Annotated in this window: 21 protein-coding genes; 13 read left to right on the forward strand and 8 right to left on the reverse strand. The window is 47.9% G+C overall.

The features are described 5' to 3' along the window. Nucleotides 1–52: 52 nt before the first annotated feature. Nucleotides 53–388: a hypothetical protein gene (locus AC0J20_RS07525; RefSeq protein ID WP_473021217.1), complete on the reverse strand. Its 336-nt coding sequence runs from the start codon at nucleotides 386–388 to the stop codon at nucleotides 53–55. Nucleotides 389–542: 154 nt separating this feature from the next. Further along, entirely contained in the window at nucleotides 543–806 is a 264-nt protein-coding gene (locus AC0J20_RS07530) for a hypothetical protein (protein ID WP_473021218.1), read from the reverse strand. Nucleotides 807–1,341: 535 nt separating this feature from the next. On the opposite strand from AC0J20_RS07530, the gene AC0J20_RS07535 reads away from it, so the two are divergent. The 4 genes from AC0J20_RS07535 (at nucleotide 1,342) to AC0J20_RS07550 (ending at nucleotide 5,475) form a co-directional block, all read left to right on the forward strand. Continuing rightward, complete coding sequence (locus AC0J20_RS07535; RefSeq protein WP_473021219.1) at nucleotides 1,342–3,426, forward strand: M13 family metallopeptidase; 2,085 nt, start codon at nucleotides 1,342–1,344, stop codon at nucleotides 3,424–3,426. Nucleotides 3,427–3,849: 423 nt separating this feature from the next. Further along, nucleotides 3,850–4,056 carry a hypothetical protein gene (locus AC0J20_RS07540; protein ID WP_473021220.1) on the forward strand — a complete coding sequence of 69 codons (207 nt, stop codon included), beginning with the start codon at nucleotides 3,850–3,852 and terminating at the stop codon, nucleotides 4,054–4,056. A gap of 291 nt (nucleotides 4,057–4,347) precedes the next feature. Further along, entirely contained in the window at nucleotides 4,348–4,611 is a 264-nt protein-coding gene (locus tag AC0J20_RS07545; RefSeq protein ID WP_229528649.1) for a DUF1289 domain-containing protein, read from the forward strand. Nucleotides 4,612–4,689: 78 nt separating this feature from the next. Further along, complete coding sequence (locus tag AC0J20_RS07550; protein ID WP_473021221.1) at nucleotides 4,690–5,475, forward strand: SDR family NAD(P)-dependent oxidoreductase; 786 nt, start codon at nucleotides 4,690–4,692, stop codon at nucleotides 5,473–5,475. A gap of 23 nt (nucleotides 5,476–5,498) precedes the next feature. Here the strand turns inward: AC0J20_RS07550 and AC0J20_RS07555 are convergent, their stop codons facing one another. From AC0J20_RS07555 to AC0J20_RS07570, 4 genes are all read right to left on the reverse strand, one after another. Further along, nucleotides 5,499–6,215 (reverse strand): hypothetical protein, encoded by a 717-nt coding sequence (locus tag AC0J20_RS07555; RefSeq protein ID WP_473021222.1) that lies wholly within the window; start codon nucleotides 6,213–6,215, stop codon nucleotides 5,499–5,501. A gap of 93 nt (nucleotides 6,216–6,308) precedes the next feature. Beyond that, nucleotides 6,309–7,112, reverse strand: coding sequence for an esterase/lipase family protein (locus tag AC0J20_RS07560; protein WP_229528652.1), 804 nt, complete (start codon nucleotides 7,110–7,112; stop codon nucleotides 6,309–6,311). After that, nucleotides 7,109–8,602, reverse strand: a complete 1,494-nt coding sequence (locus tag AC0J20_RS07565; protein WP_473021223.1) for a WS/DGAT/MGAT family O-acyltransferase — start codon at nucleotides 8,600–8,602, stop codon at nucleotides 7,109–7,111. Before AC0J20_RS07565 ends, AC0J20_RS07560 begins: the two co-directional genes overlap by 4 nt. Nucleotides 8,603–8,841: 239 nt before the next feature. Further along, nucleotides 8,842–9,654 (reverse strand): helix-turn-helix domain-containing protein, encoded by an 813-nt coding sequence (locus AC0J20_RS07570; protein WP_473021224.1) that lies wholly within the window; start codon nucleotides 9,652–9,654, stop codon nucleotides 8,842–8,844. A 139-nt stretch (nucleotides 9,655–9,793) separates the two neighbouring features. On the opposite strand from AC0J20_RS07570, the gene AC0J20_RS07575 reads away from it, so the two are divergent. Continuing rightward, entirely contained in the window at nucleotides 9,794–10,105 is a 312-nt protein-coding gene (locus AC0J20_RS07575) for a hypothetical protein (protein ID WP_473021225.1), read from the forward strand. Between the two features lie 11 nt (nucleotides 10,106–10,116). Here AC0J20_RS07575 and AC0J20_RS07580 read toward each other — a convergent pair whose 3' ends face one another. Beyond that, nucleotides 10,117–11,016, reverse strand: a complete 900-nt coding sequence (locus AC0J20_RS07580; protein ID WP_229528656.1) for a hypothetical protein — start codon at nucleotides 11,014–11,016, stop codon at nucleotides 10,117–10,119. A 134-nt stretch (nucleotides 11,017–11,150) separates the two neighbouring features. Between AC0J20_RS07580 and AC0J20_RS07585 the strand changes: the two genes are divergently transcribed. Together AC0J20_RS07585 and acnB are read left to right on the forward strand one after the other, a co-directional pair. Further along, nucleotides 11,151–12,329 carry a tetratricopeptide repeat protein gene (locus tag AC0J20_RS07585; protein ID WP_473021226.1) on the forward strand — a complete coding sequence of 393 codons (1,179 nt, stop codon included), beginning with the start codon at nucleotides 11,151–11,153 and terminating at the stop codon, nucleotides 12,327–12,329. A gap of 277 nt (nucleotides 12,330–12,606) precedes the next feature. Continuing rightward, on the forward strand, nucleotides 12,607–15,219 hold the full coding sequence (acnB, locus tag AC0J20_RS07590; RefSeq protein WP_473021227.1) for a bifunctional aconitate hydratase 2/2-methylisocitrate dehydratase: 2,613 nt from the start codon (nucleotides 12,607–12,609) through the stop codon (nucleotides 15,217–15,219). 51 nt (nucleotides 15,220–15,270) lie between these two features. Here the strand turns inward: acnB and AC0J20_RS07595 are convergent, their stop codons facing one another. Further along, nucleotides 15,271–16,038 carry an isocitrate lyase/PEP mutase family protein gene (locus tag AC0J20_RS07595; protein ID WP_473021228.1) on the reverse strand — a complete coding sequence of 256 codons (768 nt, stop codon included), beginning with the start codon at nucleotides 16,036–16,038 and terminating at the stop codon, nucleotides 15,271–15,273. 177 nt (nucleotides 16,039–16,215) lie between these two features. Between AC0J20_RS07595 and AC0J20_RS07600 the strand changes: the two genes are divergently transcribed. The 6 genes from AC0J20_RS07600 (at nucleotide 16,216) to AC0J20_RS07625 (ending at nucleotide 25,943) form a co-directional block, all read left to right on the forward strand. Next, nucleotides 16,216–20,346 (forward strand): S8 family serine peptidase, encoded by a 4,131-nt coding sequence (locus AC0J20_RS07600; protein ID WP_473021229.1) that lies wholly within the window; start codon nucleotides 16,216–16,218, stop codon nucleotides 20,344–20,346. Nucleotides 20,347–20,455: 109 nt separating this feature from the next. Continuing rightward, nucleotides 20,456–21,478, forward strand: coding sequence for a 2-dehydropantoate 2-reductase (locus AC0J20_RS07605; RefSeq protein ID WP_229528661.1), 1,023 nt, complete (start codon nucleotides 20,456–20,458; stop codon nucleotides 21,476–21,478). Beyond that, on the forward strand, nucleotides 21,475–21,927 hold the full coding sequence (locus AC0J20_RS07610) for a hypothetical protein (protein ID WP_473021230.1): 453 nt from the start codon (nucleotides 21,475–21,477) through the stop codon (nucleotides 21,925–21,927). Before AC0J20_RS07605 ends, AC0J20_RS07610 begins: the two co-directional genes overlap by 4 nt. A gap of 72 nt (nucleotides 21,928–21,999) precedes the next feature. Continuing rightward, entirely contained in the window at nucleotides 22,000–22,479 is a 480-nt protein-coding gene (locus tag AC0J20_RS07615; protein ID WP_473021231.1) for a DUF192 domain-containing protein, read from the forward strand. 72 nt (nucleotides 22,480–22,551) lie between these two features. Next, the gene (gene ppgK, locus AC0J20_RS07620) at nucleotides 22,552–23,352 is read left to right on the forward strand and encodes a polyphosphate--glucose phosphotransferase (RefSeq protein WP_473021232.1); all 801 of its coding nucleotides are present in this window, start codon (nucleotides 22,552–22,554) and stop codon (nucleotides 23,350–23,352) included. A 491-nt stretch (nucleotides 23,353–23,843) separates the two neighbouring features. Then, nucleotides 23,844–25,943 (forward strand): TonB-dependent receptor plug domain-containing protein, encoded by a 2,100-nt coding sequence (locus tag AC0J20_RS07625; RefSeq protein WP_473021233.1) that lies wholly within the window; start codon nucleotides 23,844–23,846, stop codon nucleotides 25,941–25,943. The last annotated feature ends 52 nt before the right edge of the window (nucleotides 25,944–25,995 follow it).

Below are 25,995 nucleotides of genomic sequence, written 5' to 3' on the forward strand. Positions count from 1 at the left end.
GGCATTACGCGCAAGCGGCCTTTTTTGTTTAATGCAATCGGGTAGTTAAACGCTAATTTTTGGTGAATTCAGTTGCTACGTTGAGCTGCAAAACATCGGTGTGAATGGCATGTTGAATCCCGAAAAAATAATCTATATCAACTTCTTTAGCCTTCAGTTTCAGCCTGACGTTTTTGTTACTTAACGTCATTTCTTTTATTTCTTCACATGGGAACTTGCTCAAAAATGGAAAGTTATAGCAATACAATGAGCCGTCTTTAACTTTCAGTGCATATCTGCCTCTGAAATACACCATGGTCGTGATCGCAACAAAAATTAAGAAGTTAATGCTCAGGTTAATCGTACTTTCTTCAGAAAATGAGAAACGAGACAGCGGTAAATAGAACACTGTAATGCTGAATAAAAAATTATATAGGAAAAAATAATTCACACTGAACTCATGTGCCGTTGTTGCTAAACCTGGAGCAGATCATGCCCGAAGCCATACCTGAAGAAATCGGTGTCTCGCAAAACACCGCGCTCGTTATAAACAAACTACCGGATTAGTTACCCTGAATTGTAACGTCTTTCAGACTTTTGAAAATGGCACGGGCGTAACTGATGTAAAAATAAAGGCCAATTGTCAGGGCTGATGCAAATGTACTTAGTAACACAGATGTAGCGTTAAACTGAACAAAATCAGCAACGTTTATCCCCCAGATAAGCAAACCGGTAGCGATACCAAGCACAAAGGTAAGTATTACCATACATCCCAGTTCGAACGATAATTCATTGAGGCTTTCAGTGGCGGAGGGGGTTCTTTCCATAATAATACTGCATAAAGGACAAGAAAACGCATGTTCGCATAAATATATTACCTTTTAAATACTTATTCGTTGATCTCACATAAATGTCCGAAAAGTCTTACAGGCTATGGCTGCAATCGCTCACTCTGGTGGGGACTGAGCTTGCGGTATATTTTTAATATTGTAATCAACTTACCTAATCGATTGTGTTTCTGGATTTATCAAAAGGCTCACCCAGGTTCAGTGGTAAAACCCGCTGTACCCATTGCAACAAAAAAATGTTGCCCTCAGAGACGGGGTTATGCGAAACCTGCAGCGATAAACTGGATTCATTGTTTGGTACAGACGTCACCGATATGTATGGGCTGTTGAAAAAGCAACCGGATAAACCCTAATCCTGACCCTTTGCCTGTTCATCGTTACCATTCCAACTTAACTCTCCACAATGTTTCGACTTGTTAAGGGCACTCAACAAAATGTGAGTGATTGGTTTTGCCTTGTTGCCTGGCTGAAAGTACACTGAGTAATCGACAGAAAACAATAATTAAGGAACACCATGAAGAAGCTAAACATACTGGTTCTAAGTGTCGCGGTGGCACTGGGCCTCACTGCTGCGGGTTGCAGCAAAGCGCCACAGGAAACCGCCTCATCAGAACAGCCTCAGGCACAAAAAGCGACGGCAGAACAATCCTACAGCTCGGGTATTTACCTCGAGAACATGGATACCAGTGTCAGGCCCGGCAATGATTTTTTCCGCTACGTCAATGGCAGCTGGTATGACAAAACAGAAATCCCGGCTGACAAAGCCAGTTATGGTGGTTTCGGTATTTTGCGTGATGAAGCCCAGGAAAAGGTATTGGAAATTATCAATGCCTCGGCTGAAGGGGATTTTGCGCAAGGAACTGACGAGCAAAAAGTAGGAGATTTGTATAATTCCTATATGGATATGGAGAAGCGTAACGCGCTGGGCGTAACGCCATTAGCCGGTGAACTGGCTGTCATTGACGCCATTGAATCTCAAGAAGACCTGGCCAGGTATTTTGCGCGTGCCAGCAAGTATGGTTTTGGTGCTCCTTTTGTCATTGGGCAATATGTGGATTTCAAAAATCCGGAAACCTATATGATTTACAGCTGGCAGGCTGGCCTGGGATTGCCGGATCGCGAGTACTATTTTAAAGCGGACGAAGCCAGTCAGGAAATCCGCAGTAAATATCTGGCCCATATCGCAAAGATGTTTGAGTTAACCGGCTTAGGTGATGGCGAAGCGAACGCCAATACCATTATGGCGCTGGAAACCAGGCTTGCTGGTCACCACATGAAAAAAGAAGAAACCCGCAATATGGTGGCTTTGTACAACAAGGTGATGTTGCCAGAACTGACCACTGTGATGCCTGACTTCCCCTGGAATGTGTTTTTCGAAGAGGCGCAATTATCCAATCTGGATGGTCTGGTGGTGACCCAGATGGATTATATGCAGCAGCTCAACGACATTATCCAGCAAACACCGATGGCAGACTGGAAGACGTTCCTGAAGTGGGGATTGGTCAATGCCACGGCTTCTCGCCTGAATGAAGAGATTGATGCTCAAAACTTCGAGTTTTACAGTAAAACCTTGTACGGCGTAGAAGAGCCTCGCCCTCTCTGGCGACGTGGCGTTTCCTTGTTGAATGATCATGTCGGCGAAATCATTGGTAAGGTTTACGTTAAGCAGCATTTTCCGCCGGAAGCAAAAGCGCGCATGGAAAAGCTGGTAGAGAATCTGCTGCTGGCTTATGAAGACAGCATTAAAAACCTCACCTGGATGACAGAAGACACCAAAAAAGAAGCGCTGGATAAACTGTCCAAGTTTACCCCTAAAATTGGTTATCCCGACAAGTGGCGTGATTATTCATTGCTGAAAGTGGATGCTAACGATCTATACGGCAATCTGATGCGTTCGTCCGAAGCGCAGTACCAGCAAATGTTGGAAAAACAGAGTGGGCCAGTACAAAAACATGAATGGGCCATGACCCCGCAAACCGTCAATGCCTATTACAATCCGCCTATGAACGAAATCGTTTTCCCGGCGGCAATACTGCAACCGCCATTTTTCAATATGGAAGCTGAAGATGCTGTTAACTACGGTGGTATTGGCGCTGTTATTGGACATGAAATTGGCCACGGTTTTGATGATTCCGGTAGCACTTTTGACGGTGATGGCGTGTTGCGCAACTGGTGGACTGATGTGGACAAACAGGAGTTTGAGAATCGCACGGCGCAATTAATCGAGCAGTACAATCAGTTTGAAGCGCTGCCGGGTGTTTTCGTAAATGGCGAATTTACGTTGGGAGAAAATATCGGTGATCTTGGCGGTATCAGTATCGCGCTTAAAGCTTATCAACTCTCTCTGGACGGTAAAGAAGCACCGGTAATGGATGGCTTCACCGGTGAACAAAGAGTTTTCCTGGGTTTTGGCCAGGTGTGGGCTAACAAGTATCGCGATGAGGCGCTGCGCAATCAGATTGATACCGACCCCCATTCACCCAGCCACTTCAGAGCGAATGGTGCGGTGCGCAATGTGCCCGAGTTCTACCAGGCCTTTGATATCAGTCCGGAAGATGCCCTGTATCTGGCGCCGGAAGACAGAGTTAAAATCTGGTAACTAACTTGTATGTTTGGTAAGAAACGGGTCGCAATTGCGGCCCTTTTTTGATTGCCAGCTTAAAACACAGTAGCCTACTGTAGCCGTATTTGATCAGGCTTATTTTGGGTGTCTCTGGGCGAAAACCTGTACTTCGGTACAGTTTTATTTTTGATTTCAGGCTGTAGGATATAGCTGTTCAGTAGTAATGCAGAGCAGCAGAAATTAACCACAAAAAAGCAATCTCACCGCTCACTGATGAAGATGTTGAAGCCATCAGTGGTGGAGTGGCTCCGGTGCTTGGCGCACTGATGTGGGGTTTTGGTTATATTGGTGCACTTCAGACTGCGGCTGATTTTGGTGCAGGTTTGGGCCGTGGCTTATACGATTCTATTCACAGACGTCAATAATTAGGGCGCGTCCTGATGGACGCGTTATTACACTATGAAAAACATAAAATTGTTCGGCAACATTATTGTTGGTTTTAATCTTGTTTATTGTTTCTTTATGGCTGCGTTTGATGCGCTAAATAACAACCTTTATATCTTCCTTTCTGATTATTTTATTGCGGCGGCATTGCTTGGTATTTTAGCGTTAAATTATGAGATATATGGGCTGGTAAAGAAGCAAAAACTGGCTGACGAGGAATAGCTACCGCCATTCTTCCGGTTGCGCTACAACTCTTCAATAAAATTAGCAGTGTCAGTGGCATAGAGACTCAACTGTTGTAAAAAACAGTGGGGTTTGTAATACCAAAGCACTGCCACCGGAGCCTGCAGAACTTCCTGATTCCGCGGGGCGGTTACAATTGCAAAACGATGAAAATATAAGGCCAGGGTCAACAACGGCTGGTTAAATGGGGGGTATGTACAGCATAACTTTTGCTACCACTGTGCATTTATACACCTTGTGCAAATATCATAATCCCTCTATAACACAGCTATGGAGCAACTGGAATTTTTCGAGATCCCCAGCCCTTGTATTGGCGTGTGTCAGGTTAATAATAAGGGTTACTGCAAGGGCTGTTTTCGCAGCAGGGATGAGCGTGTCTATTGGCATCAGGTAGATAATGCTGTTAAGCAACAAATTATCGCCGCGTGTAAATTGCGTAAAAAACGCGTGATGTATCGACAAAATCAGGCGCAAAAAAATGCGCCTTCGGTTGCCAGCCAGTCATCTTTGTTTGATGCTGACGATGAAAAATAACCTCAGACTTAGTTAAATATTCCTATTCCCCTGATCACCTTCTACACTGTTAATTATGGTAATTAATGGACACACTGCATGATTCACCCTGAACTTAATCTGACACTGATCACCGGCGCTTCAGAAGGTATCGGCAAGTGTTTCGCTGAGGAGTTTGCGCGTCAGGGACATGATCTGGTGTTGGTTGCCCGGTCGGAAGATAAACTCAATCAACTGGCCGAAGTTTTACGCCGGGAATATGCAGCCAAGATCACTGTGCTTGCCCAGGACCTTACTCAGCAGGATGCAGCCGTGTCATTGGCGCAACAGCTGGTGGATAAAGAATTGCAGGTGGATATTCTGATTAATAATGCCGGTCAGATGTATGTGGAAGACTTTTGCAACAGTGATCCTGACAAGATTGAACAGTTGCTGGCACTTAATATCAATGCGCTGGTTCGTCTGACTCGGCAGTTTCTGCCGCAGATGTTAGCCAGAGACAATGGTAAAATTGTCAATGTCGCGTCGATTGCCAGCTTTGTGCCGACCCCAAAATTTGCCGTTTATGGGGCATCAAAAGCGTTTGTTTTGTCTTTCACCGAGGCGCTGAGTGAAGAAATTAAATACAGCCATGTCAGTACGCATTGTGTTTGTCCCGGGTTTACTAATACCAATATGATGCTGGCGGGCAACGGGCTGGAAAATATCGTTCCGGGTTTTCTGAAAGTATCCCCGGAATCACTGGTGAAAGATGCCTATCAGGCTGTGATGAAAGGGGACACCATTTATGTGCATAAATTTCACAACAAGGCGTTGGTGCAATGGTCCCGCTTGTATCCAAAGTGGTTTGTTCGTGGAGTGAGTGGCTTTTTCAGCCGGTTTTGAGCCAATATTAAATAGATATTATTTTATAAAAGCTCGGAATGCTCCGCTGCTGGTAACAGCCTGGGGTGATAAATCGGGCTTTGATTGATCTGTTTCGCTGTCAGGTTTACCAGTACTTTTTGACTGGGCCAGTGAATGGTTTCCAGCGCTGTAGGTTTGAGCAAAATGGGGTTTTCATGGCCTAGCAATTTGTTCATGACGATTGCCAGAAAAGCAATATCCCAGTTATTCGAATCGAGCACAAAATCTTTGATATGGCCATGCTTGTTATCATCAGACTGTAATTCGTAATCTTCTACAAAATTGGCTGAATGCACGTGGTTTTTTTCAGAGGCAGGCTCCTTCGGCGACCCCACCAGTTTTACCTGTTCCGGATGTACTCCGGTTAAATAGGTATCCAGAGGCTCCGGGCCCACATGCCAGGTGGCATATTCGAAATAGCACATGTAGGTTTTTTCATAGGCACGGGCAATGGGGTCGTTGCTGAGCAAAGACGGGCTGTCTTTAAGTTCCGGTTTGCTAAGTTGCAGTGAAATCTGCTTGCGACTGTTGTCGATTGCGTCAATCAGTCGCGTATGCACCAGTGCTTTTTTGCCGCCGGGCAACCACTTACGGGTGTCGATCAACATATAATGCACATTCCAACTTTCGTCGTTAAACAGAAAGTCTTTGCAGTAACCCAGCTCGGCATCACTACCGATAATCTTATATCCTTCAAGTGAATTTAGACTATGTAACATAGCACCCCCGCTTGAGATTCAGACAACTACCATTATAGGGTAAACCGTAGCATTATGGAGTACACCGCAGGGGATAAAAAGTCAATCTGCTGATCAGTCCTCCCGGCTATGATTATGCTGACTTACGATATCTCCTGCTAACCAACGCGGGGCCTCATTGGTATTCAGAGGTTGCCACTCTTGCAAACTTCGACAGCCTGCATTGGCGGCCAGTCGGTGAGCGATAAGCCATATGACGCCCGGATGGTGACCCAGCCCTAAATGACTTCCTTTGACCTCAATATTTTCAAAGTGCTTCTCGTGGCCGAGTTGCTGACATCCCTGCCAATGGCTTATGCCGTCAGAGCGGGAATAAATCGATGTGCAGGGAACCGGCGGCGCTTGTGCCAATTCGGGTGGAATGATGTAGTCATCCCCCATGCGTTTTTGATTGAATCGTTTAAAAATTCGTGATGCCATGGGAGCAGAGGCTTCTGGCGTATTAAACGGGCTGCCGAGACTGATCACCGAGGCCACCATATCAGGCATCAGCCGGGCAATTTCCCGGGCCAGAATACCCCCCAGGCTCCAGCCAATAAGGTGCACGGGTTGTTTTTCCTGTTCTACCAGGTTCAGTACGCGCTCTAACAGATCTTCCCGAATCATCTTCTCAGTTGGGACTATGTGCTGTCCGAGATTACGCCCCTGTTGCCAACCAAAGGCTCGGTAGCCTTTCATTTTCAGAAACTGGCGCAGTGCCAGTGTGGAGTTATCACCCGCCAAAAAGCCTGGCAAAACCATCACCGGATGTTTGCCGGAAGGCGCTCTGAGTAAGAAGGGCAATGCCAGGGTAGTCGCGGCAAATTCCAAAATGGTGCGGCTTTCCAGCAGAGTGTGTCTCAGCAATGGGGCTGTCATGAACTTTCGCCTCCCGGCCTGCCTATGTCATCTGCCTCATCGGTCGTGTTTTTCGCAATAGGCTCGCTGGCCGGTGTCTCTGAAAGCGCAACCAAAGCGGCGGCTTCCAGTTCATTAGCCGCTTCACGTACGTATCGCACAAACACATTCATATCCGGCATCAGGTTGGTGGCGGACGTGGCGCTGATTGAAATCGTACCGTTATAACTGAACACCGGCATAATTAACCCCATGCCATCAATAATGGGCGCGGTTCCCATGTTGACATGTAACTTGTGCCCGGCCATGTAAAGTGGAATTTGTGGACCGGGGACATTGGTAATGATCAGGTTAAAAATGGGATTGTGTTTTTTGGCGATATTGGCTCTGCTGTAGTAACGGGCAGCCACACCAGCAAGACCAAACGGGATGACTTCAGCAAAACCCATTAAACTCTCAGCGTCAATTGCTTCGTGGTACAACTTTCCGATAACCGTATTGATATGAATGGTTTCCAGCCGCTTTATCGGGTCAGCCTCGTTGGTGGCCAACTGGATATACATGGCAGTGACCTGGTTGCCCATATCTTCCTGCTGTTCATTGGAACGGGTGGAAACCGGCACCATGGCCACCAGTGGTTTTTCAGGTAGTTCGTTTTTTTCCAGCAGATAACGGCGCAAACCACCGGCGCAGATCGCCAGCACCACGTCGTTCAGCGTGGCATCTTTTACAGCCTTTCTGATGGCTTTCACCCGTGTGAGATCCAAAATGGAAGAATCCCAAATGCGCTGAGGTCCTGCGATATCATTAAAGCGAGTGGGCGGAGCGGTGAATGGCAATGTGGGCATGTCAATGCCATGTACTTTTGCGATATAACTGGTTTTTACTGTTGCTTTGCCGGTTTCCCACAACAGCCCTGGCAACCTTGTGGTTCTGGAGGCTAAATTAATCGCTCCCTGCGTCAACATACTGATTGTGCCTGGCAACTTCTCTTTTTTTCGTTCCCCGGGTTGTGGCACTTTTCGCGGCTTAGGCGAGACGTCAAATAACATGCTCATCAGTTGTGCACCGGATTTTCCATCAAATGCGGAGTGATGAATTTTGGAAATTAAGGCTACGGAACCTTTTGGTACCTGAGGGATATTGTCTATCCCCTCAACAAACGTGAATTCCCATAAAGGGCGGTCGCGATCTAATTTTAAGGAAAACACCTTGGAGGCTAAATAGCGCAATTCAGACCAACCTCCGGGCCGGGGCAGGGCCGTGCGGTGAAGGTGCAAGTTAATATCGAAATCTTCATCATAACGCCAATGAGGGCGGTCTACATTTAATGGGGAGGTGATTAATTTTTCGGTTAATCGTGGCACACAATGAATGCGTTCCTCCAGAAATTGCTGGAAGCTGTCAAAACTAAGAGAGCCCTCTAATATGGCTACTCCGCCAATATGCATCGGGATTTTATTGGTTTCCAGAAACAGGAAGGAGGCGTCCAGACCAGATAAGGCTTGCATAATATTCCACATTTATCGACTCAGTTACTGTGAGTATAAGTAGGAACTGCACAGAAGTGAAACAACCGTTTGATTTTTTCAAATCCCCTTCTTTGCCAGGGCTGGGTGAAGCAGGATATGGGAGATAGCACCTTCGATTTTTAGGCCTCACTGTGCGGTCACAGAGGTTTTTCCAGCGATCACATAAAGATGCCTCCGGGCATAGGGCCAGCCAAAGAGCAGAGTTTGACCAGGCGCCGTTATTCGCTTTGAGTTATAAAAAACTGCCGGGTTAGTTCATCGGCAGGGAAAAACGTTTCTACTTTGAGTTCTGAAGCCGTGACGTCGAGTGCGGTACCAAAAGCAGATACCATGCTGAAGAGTTTAAGCTCCATGTTAGCGACCCGAATGTGCACAGAAAGCACTGGTGCAATGGTAGCTGCAATATCTGCACTGGAATAATGACAACTGCCTGCCAGGGTTTGCATTTCGTCAAACAAAGCGTTCAGAAATGAGTTGTCCGGGTCTGCGTTTACCTCTCGCTGCAATCGCAACAGCAACGGATTGGCGATTTCCTGCCAGTTGCTGATGAAGGGACGAAACCCCTTGTCGGAAAAGGTCAGGCGGTAGATATTGAGCTTGTTTTCTGCAAACAAAGTGCTGTCCGGTGGGCCGATTAGGCCGAGCAATTTATTGGTGGCCTGGTTCGCCATGTGAAGGTTCCAGTTGCGGTCTACAACCAGCGCAGGAAAAGGCTCGTGATGCGCCAGCATCATATTGAGTGCGTTGTTGATACTGGTCATTGCTGCATCGTTCAAGGTTCTCTCATTGTAAATTGGCGAAAAACCGGCACTGATCAACAACTGATTGCGGTCTCTGAGTGGCATGTCCAGCGCACCTGCCAGTTGCAATATAGTGTCCTTGCCCGGTCGCGAACGTCCGGATTCCAGAAAACTGATATGCCGTTGTGAAATATTGGCTTCCAGTGACAAGGCCAGTTGCGATAGTTTTCTGTAGTTTCGCCATTTCTTTAAAACCGCTGAAAAAGGCGATATTGGTTGTTTGATTTCCATGATGACTTGTCGCTGTATAAAGGGCCTTAAGTACCTTCAATTTAGCCTAATTTAATCACAGTACAATTACCTTTCAGGTAATTGCTGTCACACCTTGTCATCAGATAACGTAGCAGCACAGTTCATTTGGAGAGTTACTATGAATTTGCGTGTGGTGTTATTGTTTTTGACTTTGTTGATATTCGGTGGTTACAGCGTCTGGGTACTAATTCAGGAGGGATATATGGGGATCTGGCTTTCCGGGTTTGCTTCCCCCGTCGCTTTACAAATTTTACTGGACCTGGTGGTTAGTTGTCTGGTGTTTAGTAGTTGGATGATTGCAGATGCAAAGTCCAGAGCGATGAATCCGGTGCCCTGGTTAATAGCCATTGCTGCCACGGGTTCGATTGCGATCCTGGTGTATCTGTTGTGTCGGGAGTGGGATAAAAAGCCAGAAGTACAACGGGTTTAAGCCGGTTGTGCTCAGTGAAGATTGCTGTGAGGTTTGATCAGGTTCAGAATTTGGTCCTTGATAAAATAGTTAATACTTTCGTGTTGTTCAACATAATCAAGAATGGCCATGGCGGAGCGTGGTGACGCCTCATAACCCTGTGCAAATCCCGCAACGATATCGGCCAGTTGCGGGAAATTTTGCTCAAAACTCTGGTGTTCAATGTGCAAACTGACGGATTCAGAGCCTTGTTTTTGTTCCCAGTTCTCTACCAGGGTGAGCAGCCTGGAAAGCGCATGATGCTGGATCAGATAAAATGCCGACAACTTATCCCCCTCGTTGTAACGTCTTAAGCCGATTAACAAATTGGTTAGCAGTTCACCCAGCAGCCATTGCGGATCGCGGTATTCTTCGATGGTATCCGGACTGTGTCGGGTGCTTTGCGGCACCGCAACGTCGAAAATCTCGGAATCCATCGTGCTGTGTAACCAGGCGATACTGTTGTTTTTGATTTCGCGGGGTTCTAATTCCTGTTTTTCAACAATGGTCAGATCGCAAAATATACCGTCCGAAAATAAAAAGCGAAAATGCCCGGGGCTTCTCCTGAACTCGAAAGCAATGTGTTGAATGTCAGAAAGCCAACGAATATCGTCTAAAAACAACTGCTTACAACCAGGCTCAACCAATACTGTTAGCCCGATATCACAGTCGCTCTCGCGCAAAGAGTGAAGCTTGTCACTTTTGTTGGGAAGTAGCATCGCCAGGGCATGATTTTGCGCCGCGATGACGAATCGGATTTGTTCCAACCTCTGCAGGATCAATTCATTTTTAGTCATGAAGTTTAGATTATTGTCGCCGGGTGAATGTGGTTTGATTGTTTTGCGTTGTTTAAGTTGTATCCTGGAAGTTGGTAGGGTGACAACGTTTCGCATACGTATTCATTACAAATAATTAACAGAAGTTGCGCATTAAATTTACGGTTTTTACATGAATTGCCATTTCTGATTGATACCTGCGGGAAAATTTTTTATTGTGTCGGGCAAACGAAGTTAAGGAACTGAAAGGATTGAAAAAACTTATTGTAGCGATTATTTGTACAGCAATACTTGGAGGTTGTGCAGTCAGGGATGCGGATAGTCAAAATGCGCTTAAAAACAGGGTGCCTGAGATTGTTGTTCCAAACCAGGTTGGGCCATTGCAACAGTATGATGAACAGCAACTTTTCCGACTGACTGATACACAAATTGCAGAGTTTCGCGCCTGGTATGATGCGCCCCATCGCGCTGATATAGAGCCACATGAACGCTTGTACAATTACCTGGAGAGCTATACCTACGGATTTGATTACCGGGGAAACACTTACACCGCATCTGAAGCAATGACTGAAAAAGCCGGCAACTGTTTGTCGTTGGCGATGATGACAACGGCTTTGGCCCGGGTGGCCGGCATTGAAACGGGCTTTCAGATGGTGAATGCAACGCCGGTGTTTAAGCAAAAAAACAACGTACTGTTGCTCTCATATCATGTACGCACCTATTTGTACGATCCAAACTGGCAACCTAAGGAAGGTGTGCTTACGTTAATACGGCCCAGACTTGTCGTGGATTATTTTCCCAGTCGTTATGATGTTCCGGGCAATGCAGTCAGCGAGGCGTTATTTTTGAGTATGTACTACCGCAACCTGGCTGCTGATGCGTTATTGGAAAACGATACCCGTAATGCCTTTTGGTTAACCAGAAAGGCTCTGGAGCTGGCACCAGAGGATGCGGAAAACATTAATCTGATGGCTATCATTTATCGGCGCCTGGCAATGCCAGAATTGTCTGAGCAGTATTACCAGTATGGAATGACTGTAGCACAGAATAATACCAATATGTTGAGTAACTATGCGGTATTATTGGAGGCGCAAAACCGGACCCGTGAAGCTGAAAAAATCAGGCAGCGATTGTTGGATTTTCCCGATAATAATCCCTATGCCTGGATAAAGTTAGGGCATGAAGCGTATCAGGAAGAGAATCATTCCCGCGCTATCAATTATTATAAAAAGGCTATGGCCCTGGCCCCTTACCTGGATGAAATTTATTTTGGTCTGGCGAAGAGCTTATACCAACGTGGTGATTATGAAAGTGCAGCTCAAGCCATGCGCGTGGCCGCTGAGAAATCCTGGGAACAATCTGAGCGAAATCTGTACTACGCCAAATTGTCAGCCCTGCAGGCGCGGCGATTTGACCCTGAAAAGGAATAATAGCAATGGAATACAACACACCATTGTTGTGTTGTATTCCAGACATTAATGAAATTTCAGTATTATATAACTGATGTTTATGGCGGCTATTCCGCAGAAAATACGTCTCTGGTTTTCCTTTATTGTCTGGATTCTTTATACTAGGCTTCTTTCTTATCCTGTTATGAAATGATTGCTTATTCACACGCTGAATTGCGTTGCTTGAAAATAAGCGTAACGTGAATGATTATCATTGCAATTTGCACGTCTGTGCGAAACATTTTATGAGGAGCTTGTTGTGTTAGAAGCATATCGCAAACATGTCGAGGAACGCGCTGCGGAAGGCGTCCCCCCTAAACCACTAAACCCTGAGCAAGTCGCTGCTTTAGTTGAATTACTAAAATCACCTCCAGCCGGAGAAGAGGACTTTCTGTTAGAGTTATTGTCAGAGCGAGTACCTCCCGGTGTAGACGAAGCTGCTTATGTCAAAGCGGGCTTTTTATCTGCCATTGTGAAAGAAGAAACCAGTTCGCCGATTATCTCCAAAGAGGCTGCGGTGCAATTGTTGGGTAACATGCACGGCGGTTACAACATAGCAACCTTGGTTGAGTTGCTGGACGACTCAGACCTGGCAGAACTGGCTGCCGAAGAATTGAAACACACGTTGCTCATGTTCGATGCCTTTCACGATGTTGAAGACAAAATGAAAGCGGGCAACGCGTTTGCCAAAGACGTTATTGAGTCCTGGGCGGAGGGTGAATGGTTTACTGCGCGTGACGAAGTCCCGGAAAAAATCACCATGACGGTCTTTAAAGTCACCGGTGAAACCAACACTGATGATCTATCCCCGGCACCGGACGCCTGGTCACGTCCGGATATTCCGTTGCATGCGCGAGCAATGTATAAGATGACGCGAGATGGCATAGAGCCGGAAGTACATGGCGAAACTGGCCCCCTGCAACAAATTGAAGATGTAAAAGCCAAAGGCCATCCGGTGGCGTTTGTCGGTGATGTGGTCGGTACCGGTTCTTCCCGTAAATCAGCCACAAACTCGGTGTTGTGGTACTTTGGTGAAGATTTACCCGGCGTACCCAATAAGCGCGGTGGTGGCGTTTGTATCGGGGGCAAAGTGGCACCTATCTTCTTTAATACCATGGAAGATGCCGGTGCATTAGTGTTTGAAACCGATGTTGATAAACTGGAAATGGGCGATGTTATTGATATCTTCCCTCTGGACGGCAAAATTCAGAACGCCGAAACCGGCGAACTCTTGTCAGAGTTTGGCTACAAATCAAAAGTCATCCTGGATGAAGTGCGTGCCGGTGGGCGTATCAATCTCATCATCGGTCGTGGTCTGACCGAGAAAGCGCGCGAATCACTGGGGCTGGAATCCTCTGATTTGTTCCGTAAACCTGAACAACCCAAAGATACGGGTAAGGGCTTCACGCTGGCGCAGAAGATGGTCGGTAAAGCCTGTGGCGTTGAAGGTATCCGTCCCGGCACCTATTGCGAACCTAAGATGACAACCGTGGGTTCACAGGACACAACCGGTCCTATGACTCGTGACGAACTAAAAGATCTGGCCTGCCTTGGATTTACTGCGGATTTAACGATGCAGTCTTTCTGTCATACGGCAGCTTATCCCAAACCTGTCGATATCGATACTCAGCACACGCTACCTGATTTCATTATGAACCGCGGTGGTGTTTCGCTGCGCCCTGGCGACGGTATCATCCATAGTTGGTTAAACCGTATGTTACTGCCGGACACGGTGGGTACAGGCGGTGACTCACACACCCGTTTTCCTCTGGGGATTTCCTTTCCGGCGGGTTCCGGTCTGGTGGCTTTTGCAGCAGCAACCGGGGTCATGCCGCTGGATATGCCACAATCGGTATTGGTGCGCTTTAAAGGCAAGATGCAACCTGGTATTACATTGCGTGATCTGGTGCATGCCATTCCGTTATACGCCATCAAACAAGGGTTATTAACGGTTGAGAAAAAAGGTAAGAAGAACATCTTCTCCGGTAACATTTTGGAAATTGAAGGTCTGGAAGATTTAACCGTCGAACAGGCCTTTGAGCTATCTGACGCCTCAGCCGAACGGTCAGCATCAGGCTGTACCATTAAGTTGTCGGAAGAATCCATCAGCGAATATCTGCGCTCCAACATTACCATGTTGCGCTGGATGATCAACGAAGGATACGGTGATCCCAGGACCCTCGAGCGCCGGGCGCAGAAGATGGAAGAGTGGTTGGCGGAACCACAACTGATGCGGGCTGACGATGATGCAGAATATCTGGAAACCATCGATATTGATCTGAGCGAGATTAAGGAGCCAATCGTTTGCTGCCCGAATGATCCCGATGATGCGAAAACCCTGTCAGATGTGGCGGGTGACAAAGTGGATGAAGTGTTTATCGGTTCATGTATGACCAATATCGGTCATTTCCGTGCCGCCGGTAAATTGTTGGACCAAAACAAAGCGCCTTTATCTACTCGTTTGTGGATATCACCACCAACGAAAATGGATAAGGCACAGCTAATGGAAGAAGGCTATTACAATATTTATGGCCGAGCGGGAGTTCGCACTGAAATGCCAGGCTGCTCACTGTGTATGGGGAACCAGGCACGAGTTGAAGCCGGAGCGACCGTTTTATCCACGTCCACCCGTAACTTCCCCAACCGTCTGGGGGACGGCGCTAATGTTTATCTGACGTCCGCTGAGTTGGCCGCCGTGGGAGCAATTGTTGGTAAAATTCCGACTGCTGCGGAGTATATGGAATACGCCAACAAAATCGAATCCATGAGCGCTGACGTGTTCCGTTACCTGAACTTTGATCAAATGCCTGACTTTAAAGCGGCAGAAGAAAAAGCGAAGAAAAACATTATTCCAACGCTGAATTTGTCCTGATAAGTTGCATTGCTCATTTGTAACCGAACCGGGCCTTGCAGCCCGGTTTTTTTATCCCAGATAGTTCTGCATGGTTTCATACTGCAATGGGTTGTGATGTTGGGCGCTATCGTCCTGCAGCGCGATTAAACCAGAATAAGCCATTAGAAAAGGGGCAGGCCCCATTGATATACGGGCAATGCCTGCCTGGCGGGCCTGCTTCATGTCGTCCTGCTGGCTCACCATCAGATTGAGAGGCAATTGTATCTGTTGTGCTATTGAACGCGCGATCTGCAAATTGCTCAGACCGGGTACAAACAGGCCATTGGCGCCGGCAGCACGATACAGATGAGCCCGGCGCAGGGTTTCTTCGCTCATGAGAGTTTCGTTGCTGGCGTTATGCAAAAAAACATCGGTACGGGCATTGATAAACAGCTGACTGGTCATGGCGTTGATTGCTGAAATTTTGTCACTAAGTCCCTCAGCCGGTTGCAGACCATCTTCCAGATTAATTCCCACAACGCCCATGTCTGTCAATGTACTACAAAGTGTGGCCACTGTTTCAGGGACATCGCTGTAGCCGTTTTCAATATCAATGGTAACAGGCAGCTCAGTGACTCTGATAATTCGCTCTATCGCTGCCAGCAACTGCTCCTGTGGCATCTGGTAGCCATCGGCATACCCCAATGACCAGGCGATGGCCGCACTGCTGGTGGCAATGGCTTTGGCTCCCATTTTCGACAATATTCTGGCTCCGGCAGCATCCCAAATATTGACTAATTGCAGCGGCGCATTGTGGTCGTGTAAAGCACAAAATTTAGCGTAATTTTTGGTATTCATGATTATCTTCTCGTTGATTTACTGGTCGTCATATTGCCCGAAACGAGGGTTTGTATAGCGATAAAACCGGAACTCAACGTCGATTACCTTTGAACACAATTCTAAACAATTATGGCGAGTCTTGGGTGCGCTCAATTGTTCATAATTTTACCAGTGTTGTGGATTCAGGAAGGCAAAATGAAAAATGTAGGTGGTCAGTTAGTGACAGTTTCGGTGGTATTGAGTCTTATTATCTTCAGTACCGCCTCAACAGCGCAAATTCAGACGTCTCAGGAGTTAAAACCGGCGCCCGTCAGACAGGCTCATATTTCCCGGGATGTGGATGTGCGTGCAGTTGAGAGACGCATGGAAGCCAGTTTTTTACGCGCTAACAGCGCATTGCAGGACCGTTACCTGGTGGAATTCTATGAAGCGCCCCTGGCAAAGCAAGTGTCCCAGGGGAATAGCCATGCCAAAGGAAATCGATTGGCGAGCAAAAATGCACAGGATGTGGCTCTGAAAAGTCGTATTGAGACACAGCTTAAAGCCAATGTTAAGCGCCTCAAATCGGAGATTGCCGGGCTTCAGGTTCACGCTACTCACAGTATTTTATTCAATGGCGTCCAGGTGAGTGCAAATCATGCAGCACTAAAACAACTGAAATCCCATGCACAGGTGAAAGCGGTATATCCGGTGCGGTTGCGCTATGTCGATTTAGATGCCAGCCACCAGATAACACAAACCGCGTCAGCATGGCAGCTGTTGGGTGGTCAGGCGGAGGCCGGTAAGGGCATTAAAATAGCGGTTATTGATACCGGGATCCGCCCGGAAAACCCGATGTTTGACGATGCCGGTTTTGACCCCCTGGAACTACCTGACAACAGCCATATTGTCACCAATCCAGATTATTGTCGCTCGGTAAACGGTGACGCCGGGTTTTGTAATAACAAGCTTATCGCTGCTCGTTATATTGATCCGGCGGTACATGGTATGAGTGTTTATGCCGGTGAATATCACTCACCTAAAGGCTTTGATGGTCACGGCACCCATGTGGCCGGTATTGCTGTGGGGAACCCGCTGAACATTACTTATAACCAGGCAAACCTGGACATTTCCGGTGTGGCGCCAGGTGCTTATCTGATGGTGTATAAGGCACTATACATGAGTGATATGGGACTGGCTTATGGTACTGACACTATGCTGCTGGAAGCACTGGAAACCGCGGTACTGGATGGCGCGGATATCATTAATAATTCATGGGGTGCAGGCAGTGGTGAGGACCCGGCGGCTTCGATTTACAATCAGGCTTTTGCGAATGCCGAGGCTGCCGGTATTGTTGTGGTTAATGCCGCCGGCAACACCGCTCATCCTGGGGCCACAATAAATTGTCCGGCGTGTATCGAGTCAGGAATTGCCGTGGCAAACACCACCCACGGTCGGTTTATCGGGCATCCTCTCAGCGTTAATGGCAAGCAATTCCTGGCGTACCAGGGGAATAATCAACAAATTGAGCAAGCCATTACGTTAACCTTAAAATCCTTAAACAGCATTAGCCCACTGGACGATAGCGGTTGTGGAGCAATGGACACGGATTATTTTTCCGGTGCTATTGTGCTGGTGGATTATCGCCCGTTTTGTTCGCTGGAAGAGGTGGCTGACAATATCAAAAGTGGCGGCGGTGAAGCGGTACTCATATATCAGGGCGGTGCCTTTGGTATGGGCACCTATGAACCGTTTGTGCCGTACGAGGGAGTCTACAGTATCCCGCTTTTTGGTGTTTCGCGTGAAAATGGCTTAACTCTGGTGGATGATGCCTATGCAGGAGACTACCGCCTAACGATTAGCCATCAGTCGGAGCAGGGCGTAGAAGCGCAATATGTGGATATTGTAAACCCGTTTAGTTCCACTGGCCCAAACAACAACCCATCGGTACTTAAACCGGATATGGCTGCGCCGGGGACCAATGTATTGTCTGCTTATTCGCCTGACGAATTTGTGTTTGACCCATTTCCCGATGGGCCAGGTGGCCTGACAACTGCCGTGTCAGGCGATAGCACCGAAGACGATGTGGTCTTTGCAATGTTGACCGGCACCAGTATGGCATCGCCTCAGGTTGCCGGGGCAGCCGCCTTGTTAAAGCAGCAATATCCTCAATGGACACCGCAGCAGATAAAATCCGCTTTGATGTCCACTTCAGAGACAGATATAAAATTGGGAATAGATCCGGCCAATGCATTTCATCAGGGGGCAGGACGCCTCAATACTCTGGCGGCGCTAAATGCCAGGCTGCGATTGGCAGCCCCTTCCTGGTCTTCGCCTTCCTGTATCGGCCAGTGTAATCATCAAAACACCCTGTATAACGAAACATCTCAAACACAGCAGTGGCATCTGAGTGTGGCATTTTTTGATGGTGAAACGACTGGAACAGTTACGCCGGAGGTTATCGAGTTAGCGCCAGAAGGTGAAGACGCCGACCATGCCAACATCGCCCTGAATGTCGATGCTACCAGAGCCAATCCCGAGCATATCCTGTTTGATAAATGGGTATTTGGCCGCCTGACCGCCACCAACAGTCAGGGAGATGTGCAGCACATGCCGCTGGTGATCTATGCAAACGATACCAGTGATGAAGGCAGTTTGCTGGTAAGTTACGATGGCACTGAATTGCAGTCTGCTGACCCCGTTAGTTTCACCACGCGACTGCGCAACATTGGGACTACTGAGCAGGCTTCTGCGCAGCTTATTGCACCAGACAACGCGCAATTTGTGGCGGGTTCCGAGGAGGTAACCGTCACCAATGCCATAACTGCTGAATTTGCATTGTCAGATGATAATCAGACTCTCAACTGGCAGGGGCAATTGATGGCTGGCAGCATGTCTCTGGCCCCGCAGGGATTGTGGGATGATTTCTTGTTGTCTGATGCTCAGGTAGCGCCATTACCTTGTTCAAATGGGTGCAATGGTTTTAGCCTGGTGTTGGATTTTGATTTTCAGTTTAATGGCGAAAACTACCAGACTGTTACCGTCACTGATAATGGCTTTGCTGTGCCAGGCGCGAGCAATATCAGCTATTTCAGCGCGTTGTTTAATCAGCAATTTCCGCAAGCTGATAACCTAAATAATGTAATAGCACCATTCTGGACAGAGTTTGACCTCATCGACCCCAGTGAACAGAGTGACACAGGCGGTGGCCATATGCGCGCCGCGATTCGGGTGATAGATGACCTGAACTACCTGGTCGTTGAATGGGATAATGTGCAACCCTTTAACCTGAATGAAATACCTGAAGGGGAAGGTGACAATCCGGAACAACCACAGACTGATCGCTCAGGCTTTACATTTCAACTTATCATTCAGGAAAACACCGACAACATCTGGTTCAATTACCTCAATATTCCCTATCAACCAGCGTTTGTTTCTGTCGGCGCGGAAAATCGGGATGGCACCATTGGTGTGACGCAGTTTTATTACGACGAACTTAATCCGGCTACAGGCCAGTTACCTCAATCGGGTTCGGCACTTAAATTGTTAGCCGTGGAAGAAGGTAAGGTCACGCTGGAGGCACAATTGCAACTGACGGGAGAGCTGGATTATGGTGTTGCTGACACACTGACAGTGACCGAAGACTCAGCGATGACCCTGGACGTACTGGACAACGACCAAACCCGCACGGCGGTGACCTTAACATCGCAGATGAACCTCGATATCGAATACAAAGCGATTGCCACGGCTTTTGTTGAAGCTTCAGGAGGACTGGATGCTGCTTCGCTGGAGCTGGTAACGCAGCCAGCGAACGGCACGGTAGAGCTGGTTGCGGGGCAGTTTCGCTATACGCCTGCTGCTGATTTTAGTGGAAACGACCAGTTTACCTACAAGGTGGCTGATGGCAGCGGAAAGTATGCGCGTGCTACACCTGTATCCGTTTCGGTAACGCCGGTGAATGACGCGCCAACCTTGCAGGCATTCTCCAGCATCACGGTTGAGGAAGGGCAGTCTGTGGTGATTACTCCGCAAGCCAGCGATCCTGACAGTGATGAGCTGACGTTTCAGGTAGAGCAAACCGCCGGTGTGGTGGTTGCTATCAACGCTGATGAGCAACAGCTTCGTTTCACGGCACCGCAGGTTTCCGAAAAAACACAGTTGTCATTTCGAATTCAGGCCAGTGATAACCAGCTTTACAGTGAAGCGCAAACCCTTACCGTAACGGTACTTAATCGCAGTCAATCCAGTGGTGGGAGTATGTACCCGTTATTAGCACTACTGTGTATCGCATTGTTGCTGAGGCTGTTTTATCACAACCTCAACGCCTTATATCGCTGTTCAAAGTAAACCGGGAAGTGTTAAGGGCTGCCAATTAAAAGTGCGCAGCCTTTTTACATTGCAAAAATGCTGACACAGGCATAGCCTAGAAACAGTATTAATCACTTCTGGTACCGTTGTGAGCACAGTTATTTATGGCGCAGGTTCGATTGGCTGCTATATCGGGGCTATTTTACATCTTCAGCATGTCGACGTGACTTTGCTGGGACGGCAACGTATCAAAGATGAAATCCAGCAGGCTGGCGGAATCACCCTGAGCGATTATGAGGGCCGACATGACCGGGTCACAGATGTGCCCTTTGAAACTTCCCCGCAGGTGTTGCAACAAGCCGATATCATTCTGGTTACCCTGAAGTGTACAGCCATTGAATCGGCCATTGCTGAAATGCAACAACATGCTAATCCCGGTGCATTGATATTGTGTATGCAAAATGGGGTGGGGGCCGTGGAACAGGTAAAGCGGGCGATGCCGGATTTTAAAGTCTTTGCCGGGATCACGCCGTTTAATGTTGTGCAATCCGCCGGCGCGCGTTTTCATCGCGCTACAGAGGGCGGTCTGCATTTGCCAATCAGAGCCCCATTGATGGCGTTGCAAAGCGCATGGCAGGAGTATGGCCTGGGTTGCGAGTTGAATGAAAATCTGGAGGGGATTGTGTGGGGCAAGTTACTCCTGAATCTCAATAATGCCATCAATGCGTTGTCGGATATTCCTTTGAAATCTCAATTGCAACAGCGAGATTACCGACGGGTTTTGGCACAGTGTCAGACAGAGCTATTGCAATACTGCCGGACAAAAAACATTAAACTGGCGAAACTTACCGCCGTGGCCCCGGACTGGATCCCCTTTATACTTAGGTTGCCTGACTGGCTGTTTACGCTGATTGCGCAGAAAATGTTGGCTATCGATCCGCAGGCGCGTTCTTCAATGTGGGAGGATGTGAGCAGTGGCAGAAAAACTGAAATAGACTATTTAAACGGAGCTGTGGCAAAGCTTGCCGAATCGGTTAACCAGGCCGCACCGGCAAATACCGCAATTTATCATCTGATTAAAGAGGTCGAATCCGGAATGCTTAAGCCAGGCATTCCCGCCAAAATGTTACTGAACAAGGTACAAAGCGAATCATCGGAAAACGCAAAATGACACAATCTAAATTTGTCCATGGGGTGGTTGTGCAGGGGCATCAAATTGCTTCAGGGATGGCCAAAGACAGTCCTTATCCGGGCGGAAGTGTGTCCCTGCAAATGCCCTTTTTTAAGGCGTTGGGATTGGATCTCACGGGTTATTTTCCAGGCACATTAAACATTTCAGTGGCACCGGCTCAGTTTAGAATGCTCAATCCCGCTTATTGCTTTGAAAAGGTGGCCTGGATAGCGGGCTTCAACGCTGAAACCTTTTCTTTTGCTGAGTGTACGGTTTGGTTTTCAGGTAAAGCCTATCAGGGATTTGTTTATTACCCCCACCCGGAAACCAAAACCCAACATTTTCACGATGCCTCTTTGCTGGAAGTCATTTGCCAGCCCATTAAGGGCGTCCATTATGGCAGCAAGGTACGACTGGAGTATTTGCCAGAGCAAATCAGCCTGAGTTGACCCCGGGCCGCCAGATTGTCCTTTTGTTTTAGTTAAAGAGACAGTAAAGTGCGAGAAAAAATGGATGTTATTATGCGACAAAATCAATTTTTTACATGGCTGATATGGGTAAGTCTGGCATTGTTTGGCAGCGTCCAGGCTCAAGAGTTAACTCCTCAGGAACAGGAGTTTAAACAGGCTTCAATTGCGATTAACGGTAAACATTTGCAGGTTGAATATGCTGACACCTGGGAGCTTCGTGCCCGGGGGCTGATGTTCCGCACCGAACTTTGCAAAGATTGTGGCATGTTGTTCCGGTTTGACCGCGAACGCCTGATATCCATGTGGATGAAGAACACTCTAATCCCCTTGGATGTGGCGTTTTTTAAAAGTGACGGTGAAATCGTAGATATAAAACAAATGCAGCCTCTGGATCTGACTTCGGTACCCAGCTCTGCGCCCGTCTTGTACGCTCTGGAAATGAATGTCGATTGGTTTTCCCAAAATGGCATAAATGAAGGGGATCGCATTACTATCTTGCAGACCGGTGCGAAAAAAGCGCTGTCGCAATAGGGATAATTGCGCCATTTGCGATTTTACAAAAGCCTGGTAGGCTTAAATTTAAATAATAGTCGGGAACATATTATGCGAATTTTAGGTGTAGATGTCGGGGGCTCCGGGATTAAAGGCGCGATAGTCGATACCGCCACCGGAGAGATGTTGACTGAGCGTCACCGAATCCCCACTCCACAACCGGCCACCCCCCAGGCTGTTGCTGATACAATCAAGCAGTTAGTGACGCACTTCCAGTGGAAGGGGCCAATTGGATGTGGTTTTCCTGCCGCTATCCAGCACGGTGTCGCAAAAACCGCGGCGAATGTCGATGATGCCTTCATCGATACCCATATTGAAAAGCTGTTCGCTGCAACAACCGGTTGTGATGTCTACTGCGTTAATGATGCAGATGCCGCTGGAATGGCAGAGTTTAAATTGGGTAAGGGCCAGGAGTACAAACAAGGGATAGTGATCTTTGTGGCGGTTGGCACGGGCCTGGGGACCGCAGTATTTACCAACGGTGAGTTGCTGCCCAATACCGAACTCGGGCATATCTACCTGGATAATGGCCATGAGGCCGAGCGTTACGCCGCCGATTCAGCACGGAAACGCGAGGATTTGAAATGGAAACAGTGGGCCCCCAGATTCAACCATTATTTAACTACGATGGAAGCGCTTTTCTGGCCAGACTTAATCATTCTGGGTGGCGGTGCCAGTAAAAAAATGGAAAAATTCGAGTCTTTGTTAACGCTTAAGACACCCGTAGTGGCTGCCACATTACTCAACGAAGCCGGGATAATTGGCGCCGCGGTTTACGCTGAAACTGAACGCAAACGGCAACAAGCCATCGCCCGTAAAATCAGGCTGGCCACCCGCCATAATGCAATGTAAGCAAAATTACTAAAAGACAATTTAGCGCAGAATATGTTTAGTCCATGTGTTCGTATAATGAGTGTGATATTGCTGCTTGCCTCCTTTTTAGGCCAGTTGCAGGCAGCTGTAACAATCACCCCCTGTGGTACGTCTCATGAGTCAGCAGTGAGCCAGAAGACCCATTTAGCATTATCGGGCAACAACGTAGTCGACAGCCATGAGAATGACGAAGCGTGTTGCGATGCAAATTGCTGTTCGGCTGGTTGTCCTTGTTCCGAAGGACTTTGTTCGGGGAGCACTTTTTGGGTAGTCCAATTTTCGGTAATGCACACCAGGTTACTGAGTGAACCCGTTGTCGATTATTGCCAGCGATCTCCTAACTCTGTCATAAACCCCGTCTACCGCCCTCCCATTTCCCGGGATCAGTGCGTCTGATAGGCCCTTTCCCGGGCCTTAAAAAACAACTATTTAAAAAACAAAACTCAGTTTAAGCATTGACGAGGTTTAACATGCTTACTAAGCATAGCCATATTGCACTGGCAATTGTAATGTTGCCTTTACCTGCCATCGCAACAGAACAGCAGGCCGTTCAACATCACCTGGAAGAGCAACATCACCAGGAAGAGCAACAGGAACAGGTTGCGCATACAAAGCACAAACATCAGGACCGACAGGATCATCAGGAGCGGCACGCTCATGATGATCATCACGAACATGATCATCACGAACATGAGCACAAAGCGGTAGAGAGGATTCAGGTTAGGGCTTCCCGGTTAGGGCGCATTGTTACCGAATCAGCCACCCGAACAGAGATTATCAATGGCGAGGAAATACAGGAAAAGGCACTGATGCGGCCGGGGAATATCTCGATGCTGGTGGCTGAAACGGGAGGTGTGCGTGTGCAAACCACCTCTCCGGCACTGGGCAGCGCCAATATCAGACTACAAGGTTTATATGGCCGATACACGCAACTACTAAGCGATGGCCTGCCGCTTTATGGTGGCCAGTCTGCATCGATTGGTTTGTTACAAATCCCGCCAACGGACCTGGCTAATGTGGAAATCATTAAAGGATCTGCCTCTTCTTTGTATGGTGGTTCGGCATTGGGAGGTTTAATCAACCTGATATCGAAAACACCTTCCGATGAATTCGAAGGGGAAATATTAGTGAATGTCACCTCAAAAGAGGGGCAGGATATTACCTCTTACTGGTCTGCGCCGGTTAATTCATCGTGGAGCGGTTCGGTAACCACCGGGCTGCACCATCAAAAAGAACAAGATCTGGATGATGACGGATGGATTGATTTGGCGGGGCATGAGCGAGGAAGTGTCCGGCCGAGACTGTATTGGCAAGGTGACGATGGCGAAAATCTGTATCTGACCGTGGGTGCGATGCAGGAAAATCGTCGAGGTGGAACACTGGACACGGCGTCGGTGCCGGGTGGAGATGAGTTTCAACAAAACCAGGACACCCAAAGAGCCGATTTCGGTTTTGTTTTTGATACCCCCCTCAATGAAAACCTGAATCTTAATCTGCGTGGCTCAATAATGGACCAGACCCACGAACACCAATTTGGGACTGTTTTTGAAGACGATAATCACAAGAGTTGGTTGGTGGAGTCCAGCCTATCCGGATTTGGTGACAATCTGGCCTGGCTAATCGGTACCGCTTATCAGGCGGAAAGCTTCGACTCTGAAGCATTCCCGTTGTTTGATTATAACTATGAAATACCGGGCCTGTTTTCACAGGTAGACTACGACATAAGGGATAACCTGGCCATGTCTGTCAGTGCGCGAGCCGATTGGCACAGCGAATACGGAATCCAATTTAGTCCACGGGTTTCTGTGCTCTACCGACCGGAAAACTGGACTTTCAGGGGAGCCTTTGGACAGGGTTATTTTGCGCCTACCCCTTTTATTGAAGAGATAGATGACGCGGGCTTATCACGACTGGCGCCATTGCACGATCTGGAAGCGGAGCAGGCGACCACCGCATCCATGGATATCAGTTACATCACAAACAGTCTGGAAACCAGTGTGACATTGTTTCGGTCCGAAGTGGAAAATGTCACGGAATTGCAGGTAATACCCGAAAGTGCTGTCACCGATACCAGGGTGCAGCTGGTGAATGTCGAGGGCGAAACTGAAATCTCCGGCGCAGAATTGCTGCTGCGCTATCGATGGCGAGATATCAAGTTTACCGGAAGTTATTTATACTCGGATGCCAGCAAACCCGGCGAAGGGCAAAGCAACCGCATACCGCTGGCACTTACACCCCGACACTCAGCAGGTCTGGTTATCATGTGGGAAGAACACGGTAGTCACTTACTGGGCTTTGAAGCCTATTACACCGGTACACAACACCTGGAAGGGAATCCTTATCGCGACCGAAGCGAGCCATACTGGCATCTGGGGCTGTTGGGGCAAATAACGACCGGGCGGGTCAGTTGGTTCTTAAATGCTGAGAATTTGCTCAACATACGTCAAACCAGAGAAGAGCCACTGTTGTTAATGCAACAGGCCGCAAGTGGTCGATGGACTACCGATATCTGGTCACGCAATGATGGTTTTACGGTAAATGCCGGTTTCCGCGTGCAGTTTGGAAGCTGACAGCAATGCGACCGGAAACGGTCGCTATTGATAACGGATAATTGTGGATTCA

This window comes from Planctobacterium sp. R6 (assembly GCF_055755215.1).

What these genes read in the sequence shown, in the direction of transcription:
- AC0J20_RS07615 (WP_473021231.1), top strand. Translation starts at nt 22,000, where the DNA reads ATGCGACAAAATCAATTTTTTACATGGCTGATATGGGTAAGTCTGGCA.
- ppgK (WP_473021232.1), top strand. Translation starts at nt 22,552, where the DNA reads ATGCGAATTTTAGGTGTAGATGTCGGGGGCTCCGGGATTAAAGGCGCG.
- AC0J20_RS07595 (WP_473021228.1), bottom strand. Translation starts at nt 16,038, where the DNA reads ATGAATACCAAAAATTACGCTAAATTTTGTGCTTTACACGACCACAAT.
- AC0J20_RS07610 (WP_473021230.1), top strand. Translation starts at nt 21,475, where the DNA reads ATGACACAATCTAAATTTGTCCATGGGGTGGTTGTGCAGGGGCATCAA.
- AC0J20_RS07540 (WP_473021220.1), top strand. Translation starts at nt 3,850, where the DNA reads ATGAAAAACATAAAATTGTTCGGCAACATTATTGTTGGTTTTAATCTT.
- AC0J20_RS07555 (WP_473021222.1), bottom strand. Translation starts at nt 6,215, where the DNA reads ATGTTACATAGTCTAAATTCACTTGAAGGATATAAGATTATCGGTAGT.
- AC0J20_RS07580 (WP_229528656.1), bottom strand. Translation starts at nt 11,016, where the DNA reads ATGCGAAACGTTGTCACCCTACCAACTTCCAGGATACAACTTAAACAA.
- AC0J20_RS07575 (WP_473021225.1), top strand. Translation starts at nt 9,794, where the DNA reads ATGAATTTGCGTGTGGTGTTATTGTTTTTGACTTTGTTGATATTCGGT.
- AC0J20_RS07550 (WP_473021221.1), top strand. Translation starts at nt 4,690, where the DNA reads ATGATTCACCCTGAACTTAATCTGACACTGATCACCGGCGCTTCAGAA.
- AC0J20_RS07535 (WP_473021219.1), top strand. Translation starts at nt 1,342, where the DNA reads ATGAAGAAGCTAAACATACTGGTTCTAAGTGTCGCGGTGGCACTGGGC.
- AC0J20_RS07530 (WP_473021218.1), bottom strand. Translation starts at nt 806, where the DNA reads ATGGAAAGAACCCCCTCCGCCACTGAAAGCCTCAATGAATTATCGTTC.
- AC0J20_RS07600 (WP_473021229.1), top strand. Translation starts at nt 16,216, where the DNA reads ATGAAAAATGTAGGTGGTCAGTTAGTGACAGTTTCGGTGGTATTGAGT.
- AC0J20_RS07560 (WP_229528652.1), bottom strand. Translation starts at nt 7,112, where the DNA reads ATGACAGCCCCATTGCTGAGACACACTCTGCTGGAAAGCCGCACCATT.
- AC0J20_RS07570 (WP_473021224.1), bottom strand. Translation starts at nt 9,654, where the DNA reads ATGGAAATCAAACAACCAATATCGCCTTTTTCAGCGGTTTTAAAGAAA.
- AC0J20_RS07545 (WP_229528649.1), top strand. Translation starts at nt 4,348, where the DNA reads ATGGAGCAACTGGAATTTTTCGAGATCCCCAGCCCTTGTATTGGCGTG.
- AC0J20_RS07625 (WP_473021233.1), top strand. Translation starts at nt 23,844, where the DNA reads ATGCTTACTAAGCATAGCCATATTGCACTGGCAATTGTAATGTTGCCT.
- AC0J20_RS07565 (WP_473021223.1), bottom strand. Translation starts at nt 8,602, where the DNA reads ATGCAAGCCTTATCTGGTCTGGACGCCTCCTTCCTGTTTCTGGAAACC.